We start from the raw sequence: 23,299 nt of genomic DNA, 5'->3' as shown, positions 1-23,299 counted from the left end.
CGGTGGTTAGTGTGTTGCAGCGACCGGTTGAATCCGCCGCTCTTGAGCAGTCGTAGGCGGGCGGCTGCGGTCACGAACGTCGGCAGCGACCGCTCGCAACTGTGCAAGATGGCGCTGGATGCACGCGAAGCAATGGGAAAGACCAAGCTGCAAGCGCCGACCGATCGCGGGTACTTCAATGACACAGAGTTCAAGGCTTGCGAAGACGCGAGCATCGCGCCCTACGTTCCAAAGCCGATAACCTCGCCGCGAAGGCCGAGGGACGCTTCGACAAGAGCGACTTCATCTATATCGTGAAGTACGACGAGTATCCGTGCCCGGCGGGCGAGAGGGCCATCTTCAGATTCATCACGATCAAAAAAAAACGGTCTCAACTCACGCATCTACTGGACGAGCGCTTGCCCCAAGTGACCCATAGCGGGGCAACGACAGCGCGATGAACTGCGACGCCGACTCCGCAATCGTCGTCGACGATGGAACTGGATTCGCCCCGCGTCCGCGACGCCATTGATGCACAAGGTTGACAACGAAAAAGATCGCAAGAGTGAGTCTCTGATCATTGCCCAGTGGATTTATCTCGATCGGCGCTCGGGAGCCACGTAGCTTGCCGCCCACGCTAGAAGTGCCTGCGCAAATTCCCGCACCGCGGGCTGCTGCTCGGCAGCACGCATCAAGGCGTGAACGTCGCCGGACGGCGTGCCAGCGCCCAATTTGCAGATTGCCACAGCATCTGCGCGCAAGCGCGCCATGGACACCGGTACAAGGGCAACACCTAGTCCTGCGGCGACCAGGTTCACGACCGCAGGCACCTCTACCACCTGCTGCACGATGCGTGGCGTGAAACCTGATTCCACGCAGGCGCCGAACAGACGCTGCGCAAATGCGGACGAATCCAACCGCAGGAAGACGAAATCGTCGTCTTTGAGTTCTGCCAGCCGCAACGTTTTGCGTACCGCCAGTCGATGGCCGCGCGGCAAGGCTGCCACCACCGGGTCGCGCCACAGCAGATGGCTGGAGAGCTGATCGTCGGTCGACACGCTGCGCGAGACGCTGATGTCCACGCGGCCTTCGCGCAAGGCCAGCAGGCTGTCGATCGGGCGCAGTTCGTGCAACACCACCTCCACGCCAGGTCGCGCTTCGCCAAATATTCGAATAAAAGCTGGCAGCGGCCCCAGGAAATGCGAGCCGGAGAGGCCTAGATGTACGCGTCCCTCCAGCCCGCTGGCCACCGAGCGGACATGGCTGCTCGCTTCTTCCAGCCGCGCCAGTACGGCGCGCGCGTGCGGCAAGAATGCCTTGCCCGCTTCGCTCAGCTCTACGCTGCGACTGGTGCGGTGAAACAGGCGTGCGCCCAATTCAGTTTCGAGGTTGCCGATCTGAAAGCTCAGCGGTGGCTGCGACACGTGCAGCTTCGCCGCTGCGCGCGTGAAATTTAGCTCGGAGGCAAGCACGGTGAAGTAGCGCAGCTGACGGAGTTCCATGGCAACCATCTATCTGGATCTGGTATCAATCTATCCAAATTATGTATTTGCCTGTATGGATTGCCAAGCTCAACATTGCTCCTCCCAAGGCAATGACACATTCCCAGATGAATACTTCTCGACCCCATCGAATCGGCCTCATCGTGCCAAGCTCCAACACCACGATGGAGACTGAGATCCCCGCGATGCTGCGTGCACGCGAGGCGGTGCTGCCCGAACGCTTCAGCTTCCATTCCAGCCGGATGCGAATGCAAGAAGTGACCCGCGAACAACTGGCCGCGATGGACCGCGACTCCGATCGCTGCGCCATCGAACTCTCGGACGCGCGCGTGGACGTCATGGGCTATGCCTGCCTGGTGGCCATCATGAGCATGGGCCATGGCTACCACCGCGAATCTCAGCAGCGACTGCACCAGGTCACGGCAGACAACGATGCACCAACGCCGGTGATCACCAGCGCGGGTGCGCTCGTCGAAGGTCTGCAAGCGATGGGCGCCAAGCGCGTGTCCATCATCGCGCCCTACATGAAGCCGCTTACTCGCATGGTCATCGGCTATCTCGAGAACGAAGGCATTGAGGTGATCGACAGTGTGTCGCTGGAGATTCCCGACAACCTGGCGGTGGGCGCGCGCGATCCCGCGGCGCCGGCCGAGCTCTGGAAGAAGTTGAACGTCCAGGGCGCCGATGCGATCGTCGCCTCGGCTTGCGTGCAGATGCCGTCGCTGGCCTCCATTCCGCTGATCGAGCAGGCCAGCGGCCTGCCGGTCGTGTCCAGCGCCGCATGCACGACCTGGTCGTTGCTCAAGGCGCTGGGTCTGGAGCGCCGCACCCCGCATGCGGGTGCGCTCCTGTCCGGACGCTACTGAGCTCATACATAACTAAGTAGGAGTAGGAATGCCAGTCACCCAGCACCCCCTCCACAGATCCGTACGTGCGGAGCTACCGCATACGGCTCCTGCCTTGGGTCATGACGATCAGACGCTGGTTCGGGTACGGGTGGCAGATGTTCGCAACAGGCAGCCAATGCGCCATCAATCGATACATTCGACGCCACGTCAGGCCATGGCTCTGACTGCGGCGGCACAGCGTGCGATGCCACAGCCCGGCGACCTGGAAGCGGAATGTCCTCAGCCGCGCGCCGTTGCACGGCACGCCGAAGTAGCGCGCATGCCCGGCCACCACCGCCCGCAGGTACTGGCCCTGCTCCGGGATGGGTTGGTGCATGCGCCTTCTGAGTTCGAGCTTGACCACCTGCAGTTTGGCTCGCAGGCGTTTGGCACTGGTGAGCCGCAGGACCATGAAGTGGCCCTTCCTCGTCGTCCCGCAGCAATGCGTGAACCCCAGGAAGTCGAAGGTCTGCGGCTTGCCTTGTCCTCGGCGGCGTCGATTCTCCCGGGCGAAGCGCCCGAACTCGATCAGCCGCGTCTTCTCGGGGTGCAGCTTCAGCCCGAATTGGCCCAGCCGCTCGGCCACCGCGCGCTGGAAGCGCTCGGCATCGTCGCGGAACTGGAACCCGGCTACCCAATCGTCGGCGTAACGCACGACGATCACGTCGCCTCGGGCATGGCGCCCCCTCCACTGCTTCACCCACAGGTCGAACGCATAGTGCAGGTAGATGTTGGCCAGCAGCGGACTGATGCTCCCACCCTGAACCGTACCCACCTCACTTTGCCTCAGCCTGCCTTCTTCCAGCACGCCCGCGTGCAGCCATTTCTTGATCAGCCGCACCACGCGCGTGTCCGCCACGCGGTGTTCGATGAACTTCACCAGCCAGTCCCTTTCGATTGTGTCGAAGAACTTGGCAATGTCCGCATCGAGAATCCAGCTCACTCGTCTGCTGTGCACACCTACCGCCACGGCATCCAGCGCGTTGTGCGCACTCTTGCCGGGCCTGAAGCCGTAGCTGAACCCGAGGAAGTCCTGCTCATAGATGGCGTTCAACACTTCGACCGTGGCGCGCTGGACGAGCTTGTCCTCCAGCGCCGGCACGCCCAGCGGGCGCTTGCTGCCGTCGGCCTTGTCGATGTACACCCGCTTCACAGGCTGGGGCCGGTAGCCCCCTCGGGCCAACCGTTCGGACAGATCCAGGAGGTTGCCCTCCAGGTCCTGCCCGTACGCCTGCCAGGTCTGGCCGTCCACCCCAGCGGCCGCGTCGCGCTTGAGCGCAAGGTAGGCCGCCTCAAGGCGTTCGACCGCGTAGATGTGGTGCAGCAGTCCAGTGAACCTCGCACCACGACGGCCCTTTGCCGTCTGTCGTATGCCATCGAGCGCGGTTCCCATGTCATAGACCCGCACCGATCTGCGGGACATGCGCGCCGCGATGGCATTTCCCTTGGCCTGCCGCCTTCCCTCCACCGCCTCCGCCGCCGCAGGAGCTTCCCCCGCAGCCTTGTTCGGCAGCTTCTTCGGTACTACGCAGCAGTCCGACTTCCCGCTCCTATCGCTCATCGTCGTACGCCCTTGGGCTTCACGATGCGCTCTGCACTCGACGCTTCCCAGCGCGTTGCAGAAGGACGCGGGATCTCCCGGTTTCCGTGCAAGGTGTTTCCGCGCGTGCGCGGGGTCTCTGACCGCGCGGGGTCCCATGCCACCTCGCCAAAGCGGCAGCATCGGTGTGGCCTTCGGCAATCTCCTACTGCCTCGGCACCCCGGACCACCCGCAGCTCTCGCCGCGGGGCATGTATTACGCGGCTCGATACCCGGCCCGCGCGTACCCCTGTCAACGCTTCGCCCACACCCTCACGAATGTGCACGCATGACTCGGGGCCGCCGTAGCTGGCTAAGCCTTCAACGTATGACTCTTTCATTCACAACACCTCGCCGGCTTTGACCGGCGCACAGGAGACAAACATGACCCACCGCCACCCTGCCTTATGGGGCCGCATTGCACTCGCCGCCGGCTTCGCCCTGAGCAGCACTCTTGCCGCAGCGCAGCCGTTCCCGAACAAGCCGATCACCCTCATCGTTCCCAACCCCCCCGGTGGCCTGGTAGATGGCGCGGCACGCTTGCTGAGCGATCCGTGGGCCCGCGTCCTCAAGCAGCCCGTGGTGGTCGACAACAAAGGCGGCGGCAGCGGCAATGTGGCGTATGGGCTGGTCGCGCGTTCGCCCGCCGACGGCTACACACTGCTCGCGTCCTATTCGGCCTACCATGTGGGGAACCCGGCGCTGAACCCCAAGCTGCCCTGGTCCCAGAAGGACCTGGCGCCGATCGCCTTGATCGCCGCGGCCACCAACGTGATCGCGGTGCATCCTTCGGTGCCAGCCAATTCCCTCGGCGAGTTCATTGCCTACCTGAAGAAGAACCCGGGCAAGCTCAGCTACGCCTCCCAGGGCAATGGATCTCTATCGCACATCGGTACGGAGATGTTCAAGGCGCAGACAGGCACTGCCATGGTTCATATTCCCTATCGAGGCTCGGGGCCGGCGATCCAGGACGTGTTGTCGGGCCAGGTACAGGTCTTCATGACCACGCCGCCCTCGGTGATGGGGCACGTGCAGGCCGGCAAGCTCAAGGGCCTTGCGGTGACCGGCAAATCGCGCCACCCCAGCATGCCCGATGTGCCGACTACAGCGGAAGCGGGCCTGAAGGGCTTCGAGCTCGAGGCTTGGGTCGCCATCTTTGCACCTGCTGGCACGCCACCAGACGTTGTGAACAAGCTCAGCAGCGCCATCCGCGCGGCCCTGGATGAGCCTTCAACCAAGGCACGCGCCGCCACGGCTGGCATCGACTTGCGCTATATGCCGCCGAATGAACTCGAGGCACTGGTAGCCCGCGAAGCCAAGTTCTGGGCGAAGACCATCAAGAGCGCCGGCATCACTATCGACTGACGAGACTCAAAAGAAAAGGGGACAGCATGAAAAGCATGGCCGTATTCATCTCCGCTTGCATCGCTCTCGCCAGCATGGTCCAAGCACCGGCACGCGCTGCGGACACGGGCGACACAGCGTGCCGAACGACCGCCGAGTGCCAGGCGCAAGTCGAGCGCATCAAGGGTGGCGCCACCAGCGATGCCACCAGTGCGCAATCAAAGGCGCAAGACTTTTTCTACTGGGTGGGCCGCATCAACATGGCGTCCACCGTGGTCAACGTCGAGCAGGGAATCATTCCCGCGCCACTGGCCAGCAAGATCGCAGCCGGTGTCGCGCATTCGATCGACCAGGCCGGCAAGCCCGGCGGCAGGCGCCCCACCGATGTGCTGCAGATCGAAAAGCTCATTACCGATCAGGCAGGCCCCGAAGCCACGCTGATCCATTCCGGGCGCAGCCGCCAGGACATCCACGCCACACTGTACGCAGCCCAGTTGCGTACCGAGTTGCTGGACTTCAACGACGCACTCAATGAAGTGCGCACGCGGCTGCTGGCCAGCGCGGCAAAGAACGTGGAGACCTTCGTGCCGGCCTACACCAATGGCGTGCAGGCCATGCCCATCAGCTACGCGCACTATCTGCTCGCCTTCGCCGATTCGTTCGGGCGCGATGCAGAGCGGCTGCAGCAGGTGTACGTGCGCGTCAACCGCAGCGCGCTGGGCACAGCGGTGCTCTCCAATTCCAGCTGGCTGCTGGACCGCCGGCGGCTGGCGTCACTGTTGGGCTTTGACGCACTGCTGGTCAACTCGCTGGATGCGGGGCAGATCAGCACTTACGACATCCCCATCGAAGCCGCCAACCTCGCCGGCTCCAGCGCGATTCGCGTTGGCGCCTTCATGCAGGATGTGCACGTGCAGTACCATCAGGTCCGGCCTTGGCTGCTCTTGGCGCCTGGCAAAACATACACCAGCAGCGCAATGCCGCAAAAGGCCAATCCCGGCGTCATTCAGAACGCGCGCGGCAAAGCGTCCGACGTGGTGGGCGCGGCGCAGATGGTGACACTGCGTGCCCACAACGTGACCCCGGGCATGACCGACTATAAAAACGCATGGAGCCCGGCGGGCGCTAAGACTTTTGTCCAGGCGGTGGACATGATGAAGCAATTTGCCGACGTACTGGACTCGCTGCGCATCGACCCGAAGCGCTCGCTAGAGGAACTGGACGCCGAATGGACGACATCGATGGAGTTGGCTGAGACGCTGCAGCGCACGAACCGGATTCCATTCCGTGTCGGGCACCATTTTGCGTCCGAGGTTGTGGTCTACGCGCGCGCCAAGGACCTCAAGCCCAAGGAGTTTCCGTATGCAGAGGCCGTGCGCATCTATGCCGAGGCCGGAAGAAAATACCAGCTGACCGAACTGAAGTTGCCGCTGGATGAAATTGCGTTCCGCCAGGCCTTGTCGGCCGAAAACATGGTGCGCACCCGCGTTGGTATCGGTGGCCCGCAACCCGAGGAAGTGCGGCGCATGCTGGCTGAAGCCAATGACCTCCTGGCGCAGGACCGCGCCTGGGTTAGTGAACGACGCGCGAAACTGACGCAGGCGGATGCGAGCCTGAATCAAGCTTTCTTTAGCCTTATCAAGCGATAGGCTGTAGATTTTCGTGCTCGGTTGCCCCACTTTTCCACTAAGAGTGGCTAACAAAACCCTGTCATCGCCATGCGCGGGGCATGCGTTTGACGAGCGATGGGACGAATCAGAAACAAAGAAATCAGCGCGGCGCTGTACAAGAAGATTGCGCCATTGCTGCCCGTGGTGACACCTTCAGCCAAGGGCGGGCGGCCACGCCTGAGCGACGCGCAAGCTCTCAACGGCATCCTCTTCGTGCTGCGCACGGGCATCCCCTGGGAAGACCTCCCCCAAGAGTTGGGCTTTGGCAGCGGCATGACCTGCTGGCGGCGGCTTCGTGACTGGCAAGCTGCCGGGGTGTGGCATGGCCTGCATCTGGCACTTCTGGGGGAACTGCGCAGCGCCGACAAGCTCGACTTCAGTCGCGTCAGCATGGACGGGGCCAGCGTGCCCAGCCCCCGGGGGGCCCGCACACGGGGCCCAACCCCACGGACCGGGGCAAACTCGGCAGCAAGCGCCACGTCATCACGGACCGCCAGGGCATCCCGCTGATCTTCTGCGTCACCGGGGCCAACCGCCACGATTCGGTGGTCTTCGAGGAACTCGTCGACGCCTTGCCGGCAGTGAGTGGCAAGCGCGGCAGGCCGCGCCGGTGGCCCGAGAAATTGCATGCGGACAAGGGTTACGACTACGCGCGATGCCGTGCTCATCTCAGGCGCCGAGGCATCAAGGATCGCATCGCCCGCAGAGGCATCGAACGCAATGATCGGCTCGGACGCCACCGCTGGGTGGTCGAGCGCACTCACGCCTGGCTGGCTGCCTTCGGCAAGCTGCGCACCCGATTCGAGCGTCGCATCGACATTCATGTCGCGCTGCTTTCCCTGGCGTGTTGCGTCATCTGCATTCGCAATCTCCCCCCGTTTTGTTAGCCGCTCTAAGTGCTAGCCCACTTCTGCGCCTTGCCGTGCAGAGCTAGAGACACGCGCTCTACGATTCAGGGAGGTCCCGTGTTTACGGAAACGTGGATCACGTAGGTTTGGAAATCAACAGTCTATCGAGGCAACAAACTGCAATCACCCAGGCCGCGCAATACCCAGATCACGAATGCGGCGATGAAGGGTTGCGCGCGACACACCTAGCGAAATGGCTGCTTCGGAGACGTTCCATCCGCAGCGCTGCAGGGCTGCTTCGATCGCAGCACGTCGGCCCGTCGGGGATCCGTCTCGCAAGGCCCCTCGTTGTCCCAAGGGCGGAGGAAGGTCGGCCAGATCGATCTTTCCGTCCGAGTCCATCGCGACGGCGAACCGCATGGCATGGTGCAGCTCGCGCAGATTTCCCGGCCAACCGTGCGCGAGCAACGCCTTCATGGCAGCAACCGTCAGCAGTGGGGCCCGCCGTCCGACGCGCTGCGACGCGCCGATGACGGCCCGCTCTATCAGTTGCTCGAGATCGTCGCGCCGCCGCAGCGCCGGCAAGCGCACCGTAGCCCCAGCCAGCCTGAAATAGAGGTCTTCGCGAAAACGCCCTTCCCGCACCAGCTGCGCCACGTCGTGCAGGCTGGCCGCGATGAGGGCAAAGCGCACCTGCACCGGCCGCGTCGCTCCCACAGGCGTGAACTCACCATCTGACAGGACCTGCAGCAACCGGGTCTGCAATCCGAATGGCATGTCGCCGATTTCATCGAGGAACAAGGTGCCGCCGTTCGCCTCCAGCAACCGGCCTCGCGAGCCGTGTCGGGATGCGCCGGTGAAGGCACCGGGACGGTAGCCAAACAGTTCGCTTTCAATCAACTCCGCGCTGATCGCGGCACAGTTGATACCAACGAACTTGTCGGGCCTGCCGCCTGCATCGACATGCAATGCGCGCGCCAAGGCGCTCTTTCCTGTTCCGGTCTCTCCGTGCACGAACACCGGTACTTGGTGGGCCATGAGCCTGCGCGCCATCGACACCGCTTCGCCGACTGCCGGGTCGTCTCCAATGATCTCCTCCACCGCAGGCTGGCTGATGTCGAAGGTGCGATCGAGCTTCTCCGGCGCCGACACGGCCTGAAGCTGCCGTCTCGGCTGCTCCACGCGAAAGAAGTGCTGGCCGCTTGCAAGCTGGAGCACGAGATCCCTGCCATCGAAGGCCTTTTGCCACTGGTCCATTCCGCAGACATCGGACAAAGGGCGGCCGATCAACGGCGCTCCTGCCGGAAGGAGAATGCGCTGCGCCAACGGCGTGGCGTCGAGCACTCTGCCCGATGAATCGAGGGCGACGCGCGACTCGACAGCCGCATCGCAGAAGTCGCCATGCCTGGATACGCGAAGAATCGTCTGTCCCACATTGCGACGATCGAAATAGAGGTTCTCGATGCGTCGCGCCGACGCAATGACCACCTGGCGAACCACAGCCTGGGTCGCGCGGTCGGATGCCCGGAGCGTCGTGACATTCAACGCCGCGGCGAACTGGCCGCCGGCGCCGAAAACGGGCGCCACCGTACAGCTCACACTCGCCAGGCTCGAAGCAAAGTGATCCTGCATCACAACGGAGAGCGCCCTCTGCTCGCGGATGCACAGTGCGATTCCGTTCGTGCCTTGCATCTCCTCCGACCAGATCGAACCGGGCAAGACGCCCGCATTGCTACAGGCGTCCAGAACCAGTTCGGTCGAGCGGAAACCCAGAGCGACGCCCTGGGGATCGGTCAGCATCACGACATAGTCCTGTTCCGCCAGGAGCTCGAACAGGCGTTGAACTTCGCCCTGCGACAGCGACAGAAGATCGGCGATGGGCTCGCGATGGTCCTGGATTTCGACCGCTGTGAGAACACCAGGGCGACCCACCCTTTCCGGGTTGAGGCCATGGAGCGAAACACAGCGTTCTCTCGACGCGGCAACGCTCCCACGTTCCATCACTTCGTCCTGGATAGGGGCCAGCACTGCGGCAGCGCGCAGCACGTTCGAATGGGATGCTTTGTCCACAGCGCGTTGTCTCCTGCAGGGGGCCTGGAGCCGGCCCTTGTCGAAGGATTCTGCATCCTTTGCCCCCTGGTGTCACGCTGGCGGAACTGCGTGTCAGCCCCGCGCAGACGCCTTGCGCACCTTCGGCATCACGTCCTGTGCAAGCCTGCGCATGGTCTCCCATTCCCATTCGCGGTTGACGCCGGATCCGTCCATCGATGCCATCATCAGTCCATGGAATGGCCCCGTGCGTTCGCGGAACGCCACCAGCTTGTCCGCCACGGTGCCGGGAGATCCGTAGATCACCATGCTCTCGATTAGTTGCTCAACGGTCACGGCGTCGTCGGGTTGCTTGGGGTCGTCCTTCATGACAGCCGTGTAGTTCACGGACTTGAGAACACGCCACAAATAGTCGAAGTAGTAGTAGTTGCTGCCGGCCGGATCCATCACCCGCTCACGGGCTTCAGCATCACTGGCAGCAATGACGATGTTTCGGGCGACCCGCCAGTCATTCCCGGTGGGTTCGCGGCCCGCGGACTCGCACCCCTCGACATACTTTTTCCAGTGACTGGCAATCACATACTCCGGACAGAAGTTGGCGCTCATCGCGCCGAACCCGCGCGCTGCAGCCGTCTTCACGCTGTCGGAGAACGGCGACATCGCGGTCATCGAGATCTCGGGGTGCGGGAGCTGGTACGGCTTGGGCATGAAGCCCACGCCCAGCTCGGGGATGACCATGTCCTTCAGAGAGATCTTCCAGTGCTTTCCCTGGATATCGTAGGGCGGGTCCTGCGACCAGAGCTTGAGGATCGTGTCGATCGATTCCATCATGCGCTCGGTGCGATACGCACCATCGAGCACTTCGAACAACTCCATGTCGCTGGCCAGGCCACCGGGGCCGATGCCGAACATCAGGCGTCCTTTGCTCATGTGATCGAACTGTGCAATCTCTGCGGCCACCACGGCCGGATGGTGGTTCGGCAAGGCGATGACGCCCGTTCCGAAGCGGATGCGCTTGGTCTGGTGGATCAGTGACGCAAGGAAGATGAGGGGTGACGAGATCGGCTCCGTCGTGCAGGAAATATGCTCACCGATCCACACCTCGTCGAAGCCGATTTCATCGGCGTACACGATCTTCTCGGTAGTTTCCGTGAAGCTTTCCGACTTGGGCCGGGCGGGTGGATGCAGAGGCATGCCGAACAATCCGAGTTTCATGAAGTCTCCTTTTTTGCAGGGTTGAAAAGCGCAGCGGATGCCGCGCGGGGAACATGGAAAGACTCAGGCCACGGCTTGTTCCGCAGCGGCCTTGCAGCGGCTCGAAACGGCCACGCCCGCTCCGTCGAACCAGACGAGCGGGTCCGATTGGCCCTCTGCCAGTTGCACGGCCGTGACGCGACCGATGAACAAAGTGTGGGTCGCGTACTCGACGCGCTGGTCGACTTCGCAGGAGACCGCGGCAAGTGCCGAGGTCAGGCAAGGGAGCGAGTCGGAGCTGTCTTGCCAATCGCCGGTAACGAAGCGCTCGCCTCTGCGCGAACTCTGCGAGAACGCGCCCAGCAAGGGGTGATGAGCCCCCGCCAGCAGGTTCACGCAGAACCGCCCCTGTGCGCTGAGCGCAGGATGCAGCCCTGACGTGCGATTCACCGCCACCAGGATGGCCGGCGGGTCCATGGACACCGGAATGACGGCGGAAGCGGCCATCCCGTGAGGCTCGCCATTCGCATCGCGTGTGGTGATCAGGGTGACCGAGGACGCAACGCGACGCATGGCGTCTCGAAATGCGGTTGCGACATCGAGTGCGGCAGAGGAATCGGGGAGCGAGGACATGGCGGGAAGTCTCCTGAGTTGGTTTGGTGATGCGCTCCCAACGATCTCTGCAGATCGCATGCCCGAAGCGGATCTCAATCAAATCAAGGACTTAGTCGCGATGCGCCGTCCCGGCCGCGACACTTTGCGACACATCGGTGTCGCATCGGAAAGCCGAGCCAGTGCTTTCCTGTTGGCTTTTGAAGAAGCTCAGACGGCGCTAGGCGCCGACCTTCAAAGCCCTAGTCGGGCGCGCCTTCCCCATGCAGCCCGACGATCAGCGAGCGCAGCCACGTGATGGCCGGGTCCTTGTGAAAGCGACCATGCCAGAACAGGTTGATCGCAATCTCCGGCAGCTTGGCCGGGTGCCGGATGTAGGACAGGCCAAAGGGCCCCGCCAAAGCCTGGGCGAGCCGCTCAGGAACGGTTGCCACCAAGTCGGAGTCGTGAAGGATGTGGCCCACCGCCACATAGTGCGGAACGGTGAGGACCACCTTTCGCACCACCTTCTTCCGTCCAAGGATTTCGTCGGCGTTGCCGTGCCCCGTTCCCGCGGAGATCACGACGACGTGGTCGGCCGAGGAAAACTCACTCAATGAAACCGTCTTCTTGTCGAGGGGATGACCTCGCCTGAACATGCAGACGTACTGCTGCTTGAACAGCCGGCGCTGAAAGTAGCCCGCCTTGAGCTGCGGCAACAGACCGATCGCAAGGTTCACATGACCCGCTTCCATCTCATCCTGCAGATTCACGGCCGTGTTGCGAACGGTGCTGATGGACACATTCGGCGCAAGACGTGCCACTTCCTTCATCAGCTTGGGCAGGAAGTAGATCTCGCCGATGTCCGTCATGCCCACCGTGAAGGCGCGCTTCGAAGTCGACGGGTCGAACGACGCCTTCTGGTTGATCGCCGCGTGGATGACTTGCAATGCGCTCGCGGTGGGTCCCGCAAGCTGCTGTGCATACGGCGTCGGCTCCATGCCGTTGGGCGTTCGAAGGAACAACTGGTCATCGGTGAGCTTGCGCAGTCGAGCCAGCGCGTTGCTCACGCCCGGCTGGGAAAGACCAAGGCTGCTGGCCGCCTTCGAGACGCGCCGATCGACGAGCAACTGATGGAAAACGACCAGAAGGTTGAGGTCGATGTCTTTGAGCTCCATGACGCCTCACATTCGCGGAATCAATCTGAACTATTCCCCATATTCTATTGAGCGATGGCACCGGAATGGCGATCATTGCTGCACACAAGACGCTGTTCCCCTACGGCAGCACAGGAGACACAAGACATGGACGACACATCGGCCGTCTTCCCCCAGAAGATCCACTGGGAAAGCCAAGGCACCAGCCGGATCCCCTTCATGGCCTACACCGAGGCCGATCAGCATCGACAAGAGCTGGAGCGCTTCTTCTATCGAAACCACTGGTGCTACGTCGGCCTCGAGGCCGAGGTTCCGGAGATCGGGGACTTCAAGCGAACGGTCGTCGGCGAACGCTCCGTGATCATGGTGCGCGACGCCGCGGATTCCATCAGCGTCGTCGAGAACGTGTGCGCTCACCGGGGCATGCAGTTCTGCCGCGAGCGCCATGGGAGCCGCAAGGCGGAGGGGTTCACCTGCCCTTATCACCAGTGGAACTACACGCTCACCGGCGACCTGCAGGGAGTGCCCTTCCGCCGGGGCGTCAAACAGGATGGAAAAGTCAACGGCGGGATGCCCGCCGACTTCAAGCCCGCCGAGCATGGCCTGAACAAACTCAAGGTCGCGACCCGCGGGGGTGTCGTCTTTGCATCCTTCGACCCCGACGTCGAATCGCTCGAAGACTTCATGGGGCCGGAGATCCTGGGTTATTTCGATCGGCTGTTCAACGGCCGAAAGCTGAAGATCCTCGGCTACAACCGCCAGCGCATTCCGGGCAACTGGAAGCTGATGCAGGAGAACATCAAGGACCCATACCACCCGGGCCTGCTGCACACCTGGTTCGTCACCTTCGGTCTCTGGCGTGCCGACAACAAGTCGGAGCTCAAGATGGATCGGCACCATCGGCATGCCGCCATGATTTCAACGCGTGGTGCGAGCGGCAAGGCCGACCAGGTCACCCAGGTGTCGAGCTTCAAGGAAAGCATGCAGCTCAACGACCCCCGCTTCCTCGACATCGTGCCGGAGCCCTGGTGGGGCGGACCGACGGCTGTGATGATGACGCTGTTCCCGAGCGTGATCTTTCAACAGCAGGTCAACAGTGTCTCTACGCGCCACATCCAACCGAGCGGCCCCGGTGCCTTCGATTTTGTTTGGACCCACTTCGGATTCGAGGACGATACCGAAGAAATGACGCAGCGCCGGCTGCGTCAGGCCAATCTCTTCGGACCCGCCGGATTCGTGTCCGCGGACGACGGTGAAGTGATCGAGTTGTCGCAAAAGGGTTTTGAGCAGAAGCCTTTTCATCGCACGCTCGCCGAGCTTGGCGGACGCGAGGTCGGCGACACGGATCACATGGTCACCGAGACCCTGATCCGGGGCATGTACGAGTACTGGCGCAAGGTGATGGAGGCTTGACGTGGACTTCAAAGACTACTTCGAACTGTCTCAGCTCTACGCCAGCTATGCCCAGGCCGTCAGCTCCAGCCAATGGGAACTCTGGCCCGAATTCTTCACGGAAGACTGCATCTACAGGCTTCAGCCACGAGAGAACTACGACCGCGGCTTTCCGCTGGCGACGCTCTCGTTCGAGAGCAAGGGGATGCTCAAGGACCGTGTCTACGGGATTCGCGAAACCCTGTTTCACGACCCCTACTACCAGCGCCACATTGTCGGAACACCGGTTGTGCTGAAGGCCGAAGCCAATCGCTTCGAGTCGGAGGCCAACTACGCGGTGTTTCGCACCAAGCTCTCCGAGCTTTCAACAGTCTTCAGCGTCGGGCGCTACATCGACGTCGTCGTACGGACCGAACAGGGACTGAAATTCGCTTCGCGGCAGGTCATCTATGACAGCGAAATGATCCCGAACTCCGTCATCTACCCGTTGTGAGGCAACCCATGAGCGATCCTGATTTCCAATGGACCGACGCGACTCCGGTCGATGAAGTACCGGCAGACGATGTCGTGGGCATGCTCGTCGGCGGACGCGACATCGCCTTGTACAGCGTAGACGGTCAGATCTATGCGACCGACAACATCTGCACCCACGGACACGCCCGCCTGTGCGAGGGCTTTCTGGAGGGACACGAGATCGAGTGCCCTCTGCACCAAGGCAAGTTCGACGTGCGCAACGGCGCACCGACGTGCGCCCCCGTGACGGAAGCGATCCGCTCCTATCCGGTGAAGATCGAAGGCGGTCGGGTGTTTCTTTCACTGGGCTGATTCAGCTGCATGGCAATGCCCTTGCGGCGGCGTGAAGCGCCGCTGCAAGACGGCAGTTCGACAAGCGAAACACGAACGTCCGCTTCCCCTCGCGCCAAGAAGAATGGAGACATCAATGCGTCACATGGCGATGCTCGCGCACCGAGCGCAGACACACCGTTCCCCAGCGGCCCGGAGGCCCCATGAGTGATCGAACGATCGTGATCGTGGGCGGTGGTCAGGCCGGAGGATGGGCTGCGCAGACGCTGCGCAGCGACGGCTTCGATGGCCGGGTGGTGCTGATCGGCGACGAACCTCACCGCCCCTACGAAAGGCCGCCCCTGTCAAAGGCGGTGCTCGCAGGCGATGCGCATCCGGACACGACCTACCTGCAGAAATCGGAAGCGTTCGATGCGCTGAACCTCGACTGGCGCCCCGATGTCAGCGCAACGCGCATCGACAGGACCGCGAAACGACTGCATCTGAGCCACGGCGAGCCGATTCACTACGACAGCTTGATCCTCTGCACCGGAGGACGGGCGCGCCGTTTGGGCATCCCGGGTTCCGATCTGCCTGGCATCTTCACCCTGCGCAGCATCGGCGATGCGGCAGCGCTCGGAGCGGCGCTCGTCGCCGGAAAGCGGCTGCTTGTGGTGGGCGGAGGATGGATCGGACTGGAGGTCGCGGCAACCGCCCGAAAGAAGGGCCTGGACGTCATCGTCGTCGAAGCCATGGACCGGCTGTGCGAGCGCACGGTTCCTGCGGAGATTTCCAGCTACCTGCTGCGGCTTCACACCGCGCATGGCGTTCAGGTCGAGTTGGGTGCGGGGATCGAGCAGTTGGCCCAAGGGCCGGGCGAAGACCTGACGGCAACCCTCAGCGACGGACGGGAGCTGGCTTGCGACGTGGTTCTCTTCGGCGTTGGATTGATCGCGAACGATGAACTCGCACGCGAAGCGGGTCTGGCATGTGAAGGCGGCGTCCTGGTCGATTCCCAGTGCCGGACCTCGGATCCGGACATCCTTGCCGCTGGCGACGTCGCGATCTGGCACTGCGACTGGGCTGCCCGGCGCATGCGACTGGAGTCCTGGCAGAACGCCCAGGAGCAAGGGATCGCGGCCGCGCGCGCCGCGCTGGGAGCCACGGTGAACCATCAGCCGCTGCCGTGGTTCTGGTCCGACCAATACGACGTCAATCTGCAGATATTCGGCGTTCCGACGCCCAGGCACCAGGTGGTCGTACGCGGCGACGTGGGCTCCAACAGCTTTGTCATGTTCTTTCTTGAGGCAGACAGAGTTGCCGCGGCGCTCGGGCCGAACGCGGCACGCGACCTGCGCTTTGCGCGACGCCTGATCGAGCGCCGCACAAGCGTCGATCCCCAACAACTCGCCGACCTCCAGGTCCCTCTTTCCAAGCTCTGAAGGTCGAAAACGACCGGACGGATTTTCACCTTCAACAGACCTAAATCATGACCCCCACCTATCTCTGGAATCCCCCTGCCGTTCCTTCGCTGCCGGTGCGCGGCACCTCGCAGCGCCTGCCCATCAACCGGCTTTTCTTCGTGGGCCGCAACTACCACGCGCATGCGGTGGAGATGGGACGACCCGTCGACAAGACCATCGAGGTCCCGTTCTATTTCACGAAGAGCCCCTCGACGTTGGTCGAGTCGGGTGTGACCGTCGCCTATCCGCCCGAAACCAAGAACTACCACCATGAGATGGAGTTGGTGCTGGTGGTCGGAGCGCCTGGCTTCCGTGTCAATCGCGACGACGCCCACAAGTTGATCTATGGGTATGCCTGCGGTCTGGACATGACGCGACGGGACCTCCAGCTGGTCGCCCGCGACAAAGGTCGGCCATGGGATCTCGGCAAGGACGTGGAGCAATCGTCGGTCGTATCCGAAGTGGTGCCGATGGCCGGCAAGGTGATCGACCAGGGCGCCCTGAGGCTCAGCGTGAACGGCCAGGAGCGGCAGAGCTCCGACCTTTCGAAGCTGATCTGGAACATCCCCGAGCTGATCGAGGATCTCTCGAAGTTCTACCACCTCGAGCCGGGAGACCTGATCTTCACGGGAACACCCGAAGGCGTCGGTGCATTGCAGCCGGGCGATCGCGTCGAAGGCAGCGTTGCCGGCGTCGGAGAGATCGCCCTCACGGTCGGCCCGGCCGAATGATGCAACAACGCTCCCCAGAGCACCGCTGAATAGCCAAGCTGCGGGCGTGCACCAGTCGCGCTCGCAGCCCCGCAAAGGAACCGCCGATGACCGCCGATACCGTCCCCTCCCCTGTGCACCTGAAGGCCGTCGCCGGCCCGTCCCAGCCCGACCCCAGTCCGGCGCTCGAGCAGCTTTACCGAGGCTTCGAGCGCGAGTTGCTGGTTCCTCTCTGGACGGAGATCGGCGACCTGATGCCCCGCCAGCCACGCAGCAAGGCCGCCCCGCATCTCTGGCGGTGGGACCGCCTTGTGGAGCTCGCCGCCGAAGCCGGACGCATCGTGCCGGTCGGCCGCGGCGGGGAACGCCGCGCGATTGCGCTGGCCAATCCGGCGCTCGGCGGCAGGCCGTTCGCCACACCCACGCTGTGGGCTGCGATCCAGTACCTCATGCCGGGCGAAAACGCCCCGGAACACCGGCATACGCAGCATGCCTTCCGTTTCGTGGTCGAAGGCGAAGGCGTATGGACCGTGGTCAATGGCGATCCGGTCCGAATGTCGCGTGGCGATTTCCTGCCGCAGGCCGGCTGGAACTGGCACTCGCACCACAACGCAGCCAGCGCACCGATGGCCTGGATCGACGGGCTGGACATTCCGTTCTCCTACTACACCGAGTCGCAGTTCTTCGAGTTCGGACGCGAACGCGTCAGCACGGCCGAGCAGTCGACGCCCGAGCGTTCGCGATCGGAGCACTTGTGGGGACACCCTGGTTTGCGCCCGCTGTCGCAGCCCGAGTCCCCGGTGGCCACGCCCTTGCTCGCTTACCGTTGGGTCGACACGGACAAGGCGCTCGCAGACCAGCTGATCCTGGAAGCCGAGGGCCATGCAGCCACGCTCAGCCCGGGTCATGCGGCCGTTCGCTTCACCAACCCGAGCAACGGGCGCGATGTGCTGCCCACGATCCGTACGGAGATGCACCGCATCCGAAGCGGTGCCAGCACCCTTTCGCGGCGCGAGGTGGGCTCGTCCGTGTACCAGGTGTTCGACGGCAGCGGCAAGGTGAAGGTCGGTGACCACGCTTGGACGGTCAGGCGTGGGGACATGTTCGTTGTGCCGTCGTGGCAGGCGTTTTCGGCCCACTGCGACGAGACCTGCCCCGGATCGCTCGACCTGTTCCGCTTCAGCGACGCACCGATTCTCGAAGCGCTCCACGCGCACAGAGCCGCCTCGGCCGAGCAAGAGTGACGCGAATGCCCCGGCCATTCCCCCGCGGGCGGACGCAGGGATAGCCCGGCTTGCCAGCCGTGCCGGCCGGGGGACACTCGCGTGAGAAACACACGGCCAGAAGATTGACCACGCAGCTGTCGATGAACTCCCCCGGAACATCGTTGTTCTTCAACTCCAGGATCGAGCGTCTTGCGCTCGCGCGTCGGCGCTACTTCGAAGAAGGACTGCTGCCCTCGGGGATCGTGAGCGACGCTGTGTATCAGTCGTGGGCGCGGTGCCAGCGCCTGCATGACGGTCCTGGCGCGAAGGTCTCCTTTCAGCCGGTCTCGACGAGCCGGGCACATCTGGCGCTTCAGAAGAATCGCGATCTCGTCCACGCCTGGCTCGAAGAACTCCCGCAACTGCAGTCGGTACTGGGTGCGACCTCTTGCGCGGCCATGCTGACCGATGCAACGGGCGTACTCATCGGAGCCACGTGTGTGGGCCGCTCGCACGAACGCATCATGCCGATCGCGACCCGCACGGGCGTGAACCTCTGCGAGGAAGCGGTGGGCACGACCGCACCCGGCGTGGCCGCGCGCACGGGTCGCGCGGTGTCGGTCGACGGCGCGGAGCACTTCTTCGACGAGGTCAAGGCGATGCATTGCGCCGCAGCGCCTATTCACGACACCCGCGGCCGGCTGGTTGGCGTGCTCGACATATCGAGCGAGGCCATTCCGTTCAGCTTCGATGCAACCTCTGTTGTCGGGCTGTATGCCGCGGCCATCGAGAACCGGCTCTTCATCTCGCAGTCCGACCAGCATCTCGTAGTGCGATTTCAAGTGGATGCAATGCTGCTCGATTCGAGATTTGTCGCGCTGGTCGGCATCGACATCAACGGCCAGCTCGCCTGGATGAACGGTGCGGCAGCCCGCCTACTAGGGTTGCCGCCAGCCGAGCGCGGCGCGAATACCTCGTCCGTGGAAGAGGCCATGGGCGCCAGCATCGCGCAACTGGCTTCACTGCCCCGATCGGGCTCGGCGCCATTGCAACTGGCGAATGGACTGATGGTCTGGGCCCGCGGCGAGATGCGCGCCGCCGATGGTCACCGTGGCCTTGTCCCGGGGGTCGATGAGTTCGGGAAACGTGACCCCACTCCTGCACCAGCAGTGACTTCCCCCTGCGCCCTGGCCGCGCCAAGCGACGAAGAGACCACTGCCGAGCTTGCGACCGCGAGCGCAATCGAAGAGCCGGACGTCGCCTCCGCGCCGCCCGGACCTGAAGCGCCTCGCGATGCCAGCGAGCCATCGGTCAGGCTTCGCGAATGCGGCAACGATCTCATCGATCGAACCTTGGAAACCTACGGCGGCAACGTCACCAAGGCGGCCGAGAAACTCGGCGTTTCGCGCGGGTTGATCTATCGACGACTGCGCAATCGCGCGCAGGCCAGGCGCTAGCTTCGCATCGCCCACCGTTCCGAAACGGAACACCCGTATCGGGTCGGGTTTTCCCGATGCTTCGGCCACCGTATCCGGTGACTTACCTTCCCCCTGCGATACGACTTCGGCCTTCGTCCGGAGCGTTATCCAACGAGCATTTTTCTCCCAACCCGAGGTGGATACGCCATGCGACTCTCTCTGCATCCCCAGAACGAAAAAGACAACGACGACAAGCTGGACCGATTGGAACGTGCATTGATCGCCGGACGGCTCGACCGACGAGGCTTCCTGCGAGCAGCCGCCGCAGCAGGCATTGCCGCGACGAGTCTGCCTTCGCTCGCCGACGAGTTGGATGCCGCGCGAGCCAACCAGGCCGAGCGAACCGCCTCGCTGCTGCCCGCTTACGACTACATCGTTGTCGGGACCGGCAGCGCCGGCTCCGCACTCGTCGGCCGGCTGGCGGCAAAGACAAGCGCGAACATCCTTGTGATCGAAGCGGGCGATTGGGATGCCGCGCCCTCCGTCATGGACCCGCGGCTGTGGTTCACCAACCTGGGGACCGAACTCGACTGGAAGGACGTCGCCCTGCCATCCCCCAGCACGAACGGCCGGGCCATTCCCGAGCACATGGGCAAGGTGGTTGGCGGCGGCAGCAGCATCAACGCCACCATCTGGGCGCGCCCCTTTCGAAACAACCTCGAACACTGGGCTCGAGAGAGCGGCGATGCCGCCTGGGGCTATGAGCACTGCCTCGGCATTTACCGCCGCATGGAGAACTGGCAAGGCAAGGCCGACAGCCACTACCGCGGCAAAGGCGGCCCGGTGTGGGTCCAGCCGGCATTCGATCCGCCACCCGTCGCGCTGGGCATGCTGGCGGCATGCCGCTCGCTTGGCATGCCCATGCTCGATGACCTGAACGGCGCCCGGGAAATTGGTGCTGGCGGCTTTGCGCTGATGAACCAGATCATCCGGGATGGCCGTCGGCAAAGCATGGCGCGTTCGTACCTCTACCCCGTCCTCGGGCGAAAGAACGTCACGGTCCTCGTCAAGACGCACGTCAACTGCCTGACGTTCAGCGGCACCCGCGTCACGGGAGTGGAACTGACCCGCGACGACGCAGCGCCTGTTCGCATCCAGGCGAGGTCCGAAGTCATCCTGAGTTCCGGGGGCATCAACACGCCAAAGCTCCTCATGCTCAGCGGCATCGGCGACGAAGCGCAGTTGCGCGCACACGGCATCCAGACCGTGGCGCATTCGCCGGATGTGGGGCAGAACTTCCACGACCACCTGCTGCATGGCGGCTGCATCTGGGAGCCGAAGGAGCAGGTTCCCCATCGCAACAGCGCCGCCAACGTATCGGGCTTCCTGAAGAGTCACGCTGGCCTGAACACGCCGGACTTGAATCTCGTGCAGATCGAGTTGCCCTATGCCAGCGACGTCGTCGGAAAGCAGTTCTCTCCGCCGCCAAGCAGCTGGGCGCTGTGCGCGGGCCTCGTGGCCCCCAAGAGCCGCGGCGAGATCCGGCTTCGCTCAGCAAATCCGGCGGACCGTCCGATCGTCGACGCACGCTTTCTCAGCCACCCCGACGACGTCAAGGCGCTGGCGCATGGCATCGAGGTGTGCAGGGAGATCGGCAATTCGGCGGCCATGCGCGATTTCGTGAAACGCGAAGTCGCACCGGGCGAGAAGCTGTCGGGCAAGGCGATGGAAGACTTCGTGCGCAACGGCGCAACGACCTACTTCCATCAGGTCGGCACCTGCCGCATGGGCAAGGATGCGAGAGCCGTGGTCGATGCCAGATTGCGCGTGAACGGCGTGCAGAACCTGCGAATCGCGGACAGCTCGATCATGCCAACCATCCCGGCGGTCGCAACCATGGCGACTTGCGCGCTCATCGGCGAACGCATGGCGGAGCTCCTGCGCCTGAAAGCCTGAACACCCGCTCCCCCGCCGCTCTCACTCATCCCGTTTTATTCAACACTCCATCGACGGAGCACTCTCATGCAAACAGAACTGATCATCGACAACCAGAAGCGCGCTGCCCACGGAAATGCCATCTTCGAGCGCCGGCATCCGACCAGTGGCGACATCGTCACCCGCGCTGCCGCGGGGGACGTGGCCGATGCCATCGCGGCGGCTGACGCGGCCAGCATCGCGTTTCAATCGTGGCGGCACAGTTCGCCGTCGGAGCGTCGCCGCATCCTGCTGAAGGCGGCCGACGCGCTGGAAGCGCGGATGCCGGATTTCATCGAAGCCATGGCGGCCGAAGTCGGCGCCGCCGCACTCTGGGCAGGATTCAACGTCGTCCTGGCTGCAACCGCATTTCGCGAGGCCGCATCGATGACCACGCAGATCCAGGGCGAGACCATCCCGACCGACAAGCCCGGCGCGTTGTCGATGACCGTGCGTCAGCCCGTGGGCGTGATCCTGAGCATCGTGCCGTGGAACGGTCCGGTGGTGCTGGCCGCCCGGGCCATCGCCTACCCACTGATGTGCGGCAACACCGTGGTGTTCCGAGCATCCGAAGCCAGCCCGCGCACCCACATGCTGGTGGCGGAGGCGCTGGTCGATGCAGGGCTTCCGCCCGGCGTGCTCAACTTCCTGACCAATGCGCCCCAGGACGCACCGGAGGTGATCGATGCGCTGATTGCCCACAAGGCCGTGCGGCGCGTCAACTTCACCGGTTCGACGCGTGTCGGCCGCATCATTGCGCAAAAGGCCGCCGTGCATCTGAAGCGCTGCCTGCTGGAGCTCGGCGGAAAGTCGCCGCTGGTGGTCCTGAAGGACGCGAACATCGACGATGCGGTGAACGCAGCCGTGTTCGGATCGTTCCTCTATCAAGGCCAGATCTGCATGTCCACCGAGCGAATCGTCGTCGATGAATCGATTGCCGATGAATTTGTCGCGAAGTTCGCCGCACGCGCGAAGGAACTGCCTGCGGGCGACCCGATGAAGAACCCGCAATGCGTGATCGGCCCCATGGTGTCCAAAGACTCCGGCCCGCGACTCAATTCGCTGCTCGAGGACGCTCTCGCCAAAGGTGCAAAGCTGGCGTGCGGCGGACGTGCCGAAGGTGCGTCGATGCCGGCGACCATCGTCGATCACGTCACCCGCGACATGAAGATCTACGACGAGGAAACCTTCGGGCCGGTCACGACCATCGTTCGCGTCAACGGCGACCAGGAGGCCGCGACCGTGGCCAACGACACGGCCTACGGGCTCTCCGCGGCTGTCTTCTGCAAGGACGTCATGCGTGCCCTGGATGTTGCGATGCAGATCGACACCGGGGCGTGCCACGTGAACGGCGCGACGGTGCAGAACGAAGCACAGGCGCCCTACGGCGGAACCAAGCACAGCGGCTATGGCCGCTTCGACGGGCGCGCGGTCATCGATGAATTCACCGAGCTGAAGTGGATCACCATCGAGCCGTCCGGACAGCAGTATCCGATCTGAGGTTCATGCAAGGCATGATGGGTGCTCCCAGCCGTCATCGCTGACCAATGGCCT

The 23,299-nt window shown here is 63.5% G+C and carries 19 protein-coding genes and 1 pseudogene; 14 read left to right on the top strand and 6 right to left on the bottom strand.

Going from position 1 to position 23,299, the window contains the following annotated elements:
* Positions 1-60: 60 nt before the first annotated feature.
* Positions 61-408, top strand: a pseudogene (locus VAPA_RS35695) (IS5/IS1182 family transposase); the annotation flags it as partial.
* Positions 409-572: 164 nt separating this feature from the next.
* On the opposite strand, the gene VAPA_RS03545 reads toward VAPA_RS35695, so the two are convergent.
* Positions 573-1,481: a LysR substrate-binding domain-containing protein gene (locus VAPA_RS03545; RefSeq protein WP_041946324.1), complete on the bottom strand. Its 909-nt coding sequence runs from the start codon at positions 1,479-1,481 to the stop codon at positions 573-575.
* A 107-nt stretch (positions 1,482-1,588) separates the two neighbouring features.
* Between VAPA_RS03545 and VAPA_RS03540 the strand changes: the two genes are divergently transcribed.
* On the top strand, positions 1,589-2,347 hold the full coding sequence (locus VAPA_RS03540) for a maleate cis-trans isomerase family protein (protein ID WP_021005401.1): 759 nt from the start codon (positions 1,589-1,591) through the stop codon (positions 2,345-2,347).
* 73 nt (positions 2,348-2,420) lie between these two features.
* Here VAPA_RS03540 and ltrA read toward each other — a convergent pair whose 3' ends face one another.
* Positions 2,421-3,929, bottom strand: coding sequence for a group II intron reverse transcriptase/maturase (ltrA, locus tag VAPA_RS03535; RefSeq protein ID WP_041946173.1), 1,509 nt, complete (start codon positions 3,927-3,929; stop codon positions 2,421-2,423).
* 402 nt (positions 3,930-4,331) lie between these two features.
* On the opposite strand from ltrA, the gene VAPA_RS03530 reads away from it, so the two are divergent.
* From VAPA_RS03530 to VAPA_RS33730, 3 genes are all read left to right on the top strand, one after another.
* The gene (locus VAPA_RS03530) at positions 4,332-5,312 is read left to right on the top strand and encodes a Bug family tripartite tricarboxylate transporter substrate binding protein (protein WP_021005400.1); all 981 of its coding nucleotides are present in this window, start codon (positions 4,332-4,334) and stop codon (positions 5,310-5,312) included.
* A 26-nt stretch (positions 5,313-5,338) separates the two neighbouring features.
* The gene (locus VAPA_RS03525) at positions 5,339-6,940 is read left to right on the top strand and encodes an argininosuccinate lyase (RefSeq protein WP_021005399.1); all 1,602 of its coding nucleotides are present in this window, start codon (positions 5,339-5,341) and stop codon (positions 6,938-6,940) included.
* Positions 6,941-7,036: 96 nt separating this feature from the next.
* Positions 7,037-7,848, top strand: a protein-coding gene (locus VAPA_RS33730; RefSeq protein ID WP_196232540.1) for an IS5 family transposase whose coding sequence is annotated in 2 segments (ribosomal slippage) — positions 7,037-7,367 and positions 7,367-7,848 — 813 coding nt in all. Because the reading frame shifts where the segments join, the coding sequence is not laid out codon by codon here.
* 144 nt (positions 7,849-7,992) lie between these two features.
* Here the strand turns inward: VAPA_RS33730 and VAPA_RS03515 are convergent.
* The 4 genes from VAPA_RS03515 to VAPA_RS03500 all read right to left on the bottom strand — a co-directional run bounded on the left by VAPA_RS03515 (position 7,993) and on the right by VAPA_RS03500 (position 12,821).
* Entirely contained in the window at positions 7,993-9,879 is a 1,887-nt protein-coding gene (locus tag VAPA_RS03515; protein ID WP_021005396.1) for a sigma-54-dependent Fis family transcriptional regulator, read from the bottom strand.
* A gap of 93 nt (positions 9,880-9,972) precedes the next feature.
* Positions 9,973-11,073 (bottom strand): LLM class flavin-dependent oxidoreductase, encoded by a 1,101-nt coding sequence (locus tag VAPA_RS03510; protein WP_021005395.1) that lies wholly within the window; start codon positions 11,071-11,073, stop codon positions 9,973-9,975.
* A gap of 63 nt (positions 11,074-11,136) precedes the next feature.
* The gene (locus VAPA_RS03505) at positions 11,137-11,685 is read right to left on the bottom strand and encodes a flavin reductase family protein (RefSeq protein WP_021005394.1); all 549 of its coding nucleotides are present in this window, start codon (positions 11,683-11,685) and stop codon (positions 11,137-11,139) included.
* Between the two features lie 221 nt (positions 11,686-11,906).
* Positions 11,907-12,821, bottom strand: coding sequence for a LysR family transcriptional regulator (locus VAPA_RS03500; protein ID WP_021005393.1), 915 nt, complete (start codon positions 12,819-12,821; stop codon positions 11,907-11,909).
* 126 nt (positions 12,822-12,947) lie between these two features.
* On the opposite strand from VAPA_RS03500, the gene VAPA_RS03495 reads away from it, so the two are divergent.
* From VAPA_RS03495 to VAPA_RS03455, 9 genes are all read left to right on the top strand, one after another.
* The gene (locus tag VAPA_RS03495) at positions 12,948-14,213 is read left to right on the top strand and encodes an aromatic ring-hydroxylating dioxygenase subunit alpha (RefSeq protein WP_021005392.1); all 1,266 of its coding nucleotides are present in this window, start codon (positions 12,948-12,950) and stop codon (positions 14,211-14,213) included.
* Between the two features lies 1 nt (position 14,214).
* The gene (locus VAPA_RS03490) at positions 14,215-14,685 is read left to right on the top strand and encodes an aromatic-ring-hydroxylating dioxygenase subunit beta (RefSeq protein WP_021005391.1); all 471 of its coding nucleotides are present in this window, start codon (positions 14,215-14,217) and stop codon (positions 14,683-14,685) included.
* Between the two features lie 8 nt (positions 14,686-14,693).
* On the top strand, positions 14,694-15,017 hold the full coding sequence (locus tag VAPA_RS03485) for a non-heme iron oxygenase ferredoxin subunit (protein ID WP_021005390.1): 324 nt from the start codon (positions 14,694-14,696) through the stop codon (positions 15,015-15,017).
* A gap of 182 nt (positions 15,018-15,199) precedes the next feature.
* Positions 15,200-16,417, top strand: a complete 1,218-nt coding sequence (locus VAPA_RS03480) for an NAD(P)/FAD-dependent oxidoreductase (protein WP_021005389.1) — start codon at positions 15,200-15,202, stop codon at positions 16,415-16,417.
* A 47-nt stretch (positions 16,418-16,464) separates the two neighbouring features.
* Positions 16,465-17,169, top strand: a complete 705-nt coding sequence (locus VAPA_RS03475; RefSeq protein ID WP_021005388.1) for a fumarylacetoacetate hydrolase family protein — start codon at positions 16,465-16,467, stop codon at positions 17,167-17,169.
* Between the two features lie 86 nt (positions 17,170-17,255).
* A complete protein-coding gene (locus tag VAPA_RS03470; RefSeq protein WP_021005387.1) occupies positions 17,256-18,392 on the top strand; it encodes a cupin domain-containing protein in 1,137 nt (378 codons plus the stop codon).
* A gap of 104 nt (positions 18,393-18,496) precedes the next feature.
* Positions 18,497-19,810, top strand: a complete 1,314-nt coding sequence (locus VAPA_RS03465) for a GAF domain-containing protein (RefSeq protein WP_143072539.1) — start codon at positions 18,497-18,499, stop codon at positions 19,808-19,810.
* 168 nt (positions 19,811-19,978) lie between these two features.
* On the top strand, positions 19,979-21,727 hold the full coding sequence (locus VAPA_RS03460) for a GMC family oxidoreductase (RefSeq protein WP_021005385.1): 1,749 nt from the start codon (positions 19,979-19,981) through the stop codon (positions 21,725-21,727).
* Positions 21,728-21,793: 66 nt separating this feature from the next.
* On the top strand, positions 21,794-23,245 hold the full coding sequence (locus VAPA_RS03455) for an aldehyde dehydrogenase (protein WP_021005384.1): 1,452 nt from the start codon (positions 21,794-21,796) through the stop codon (positions 23,243-23,245).
* The last annotated feature ends 54 nt before the right edge of the window (positions 23,246-23,299 follow it).

The sequence above is a fragment of the Variovorax paradoxus B4 genome, assembly GCF_000463015.1.
In the GTDB taxonomy this organism is placed as follows: Bacteria; Pseudomonadota; Gammaproteobacteria; order Burkholderiales; family Burkholderiaceae_C; genus Variovorax; species Variovorax paradoxus_E.
The sequence above is the reverse complement of the archived record's forward strand: the minus strand, read 5'-3'. Positions and strand labels throughout refer to the sequence as shown.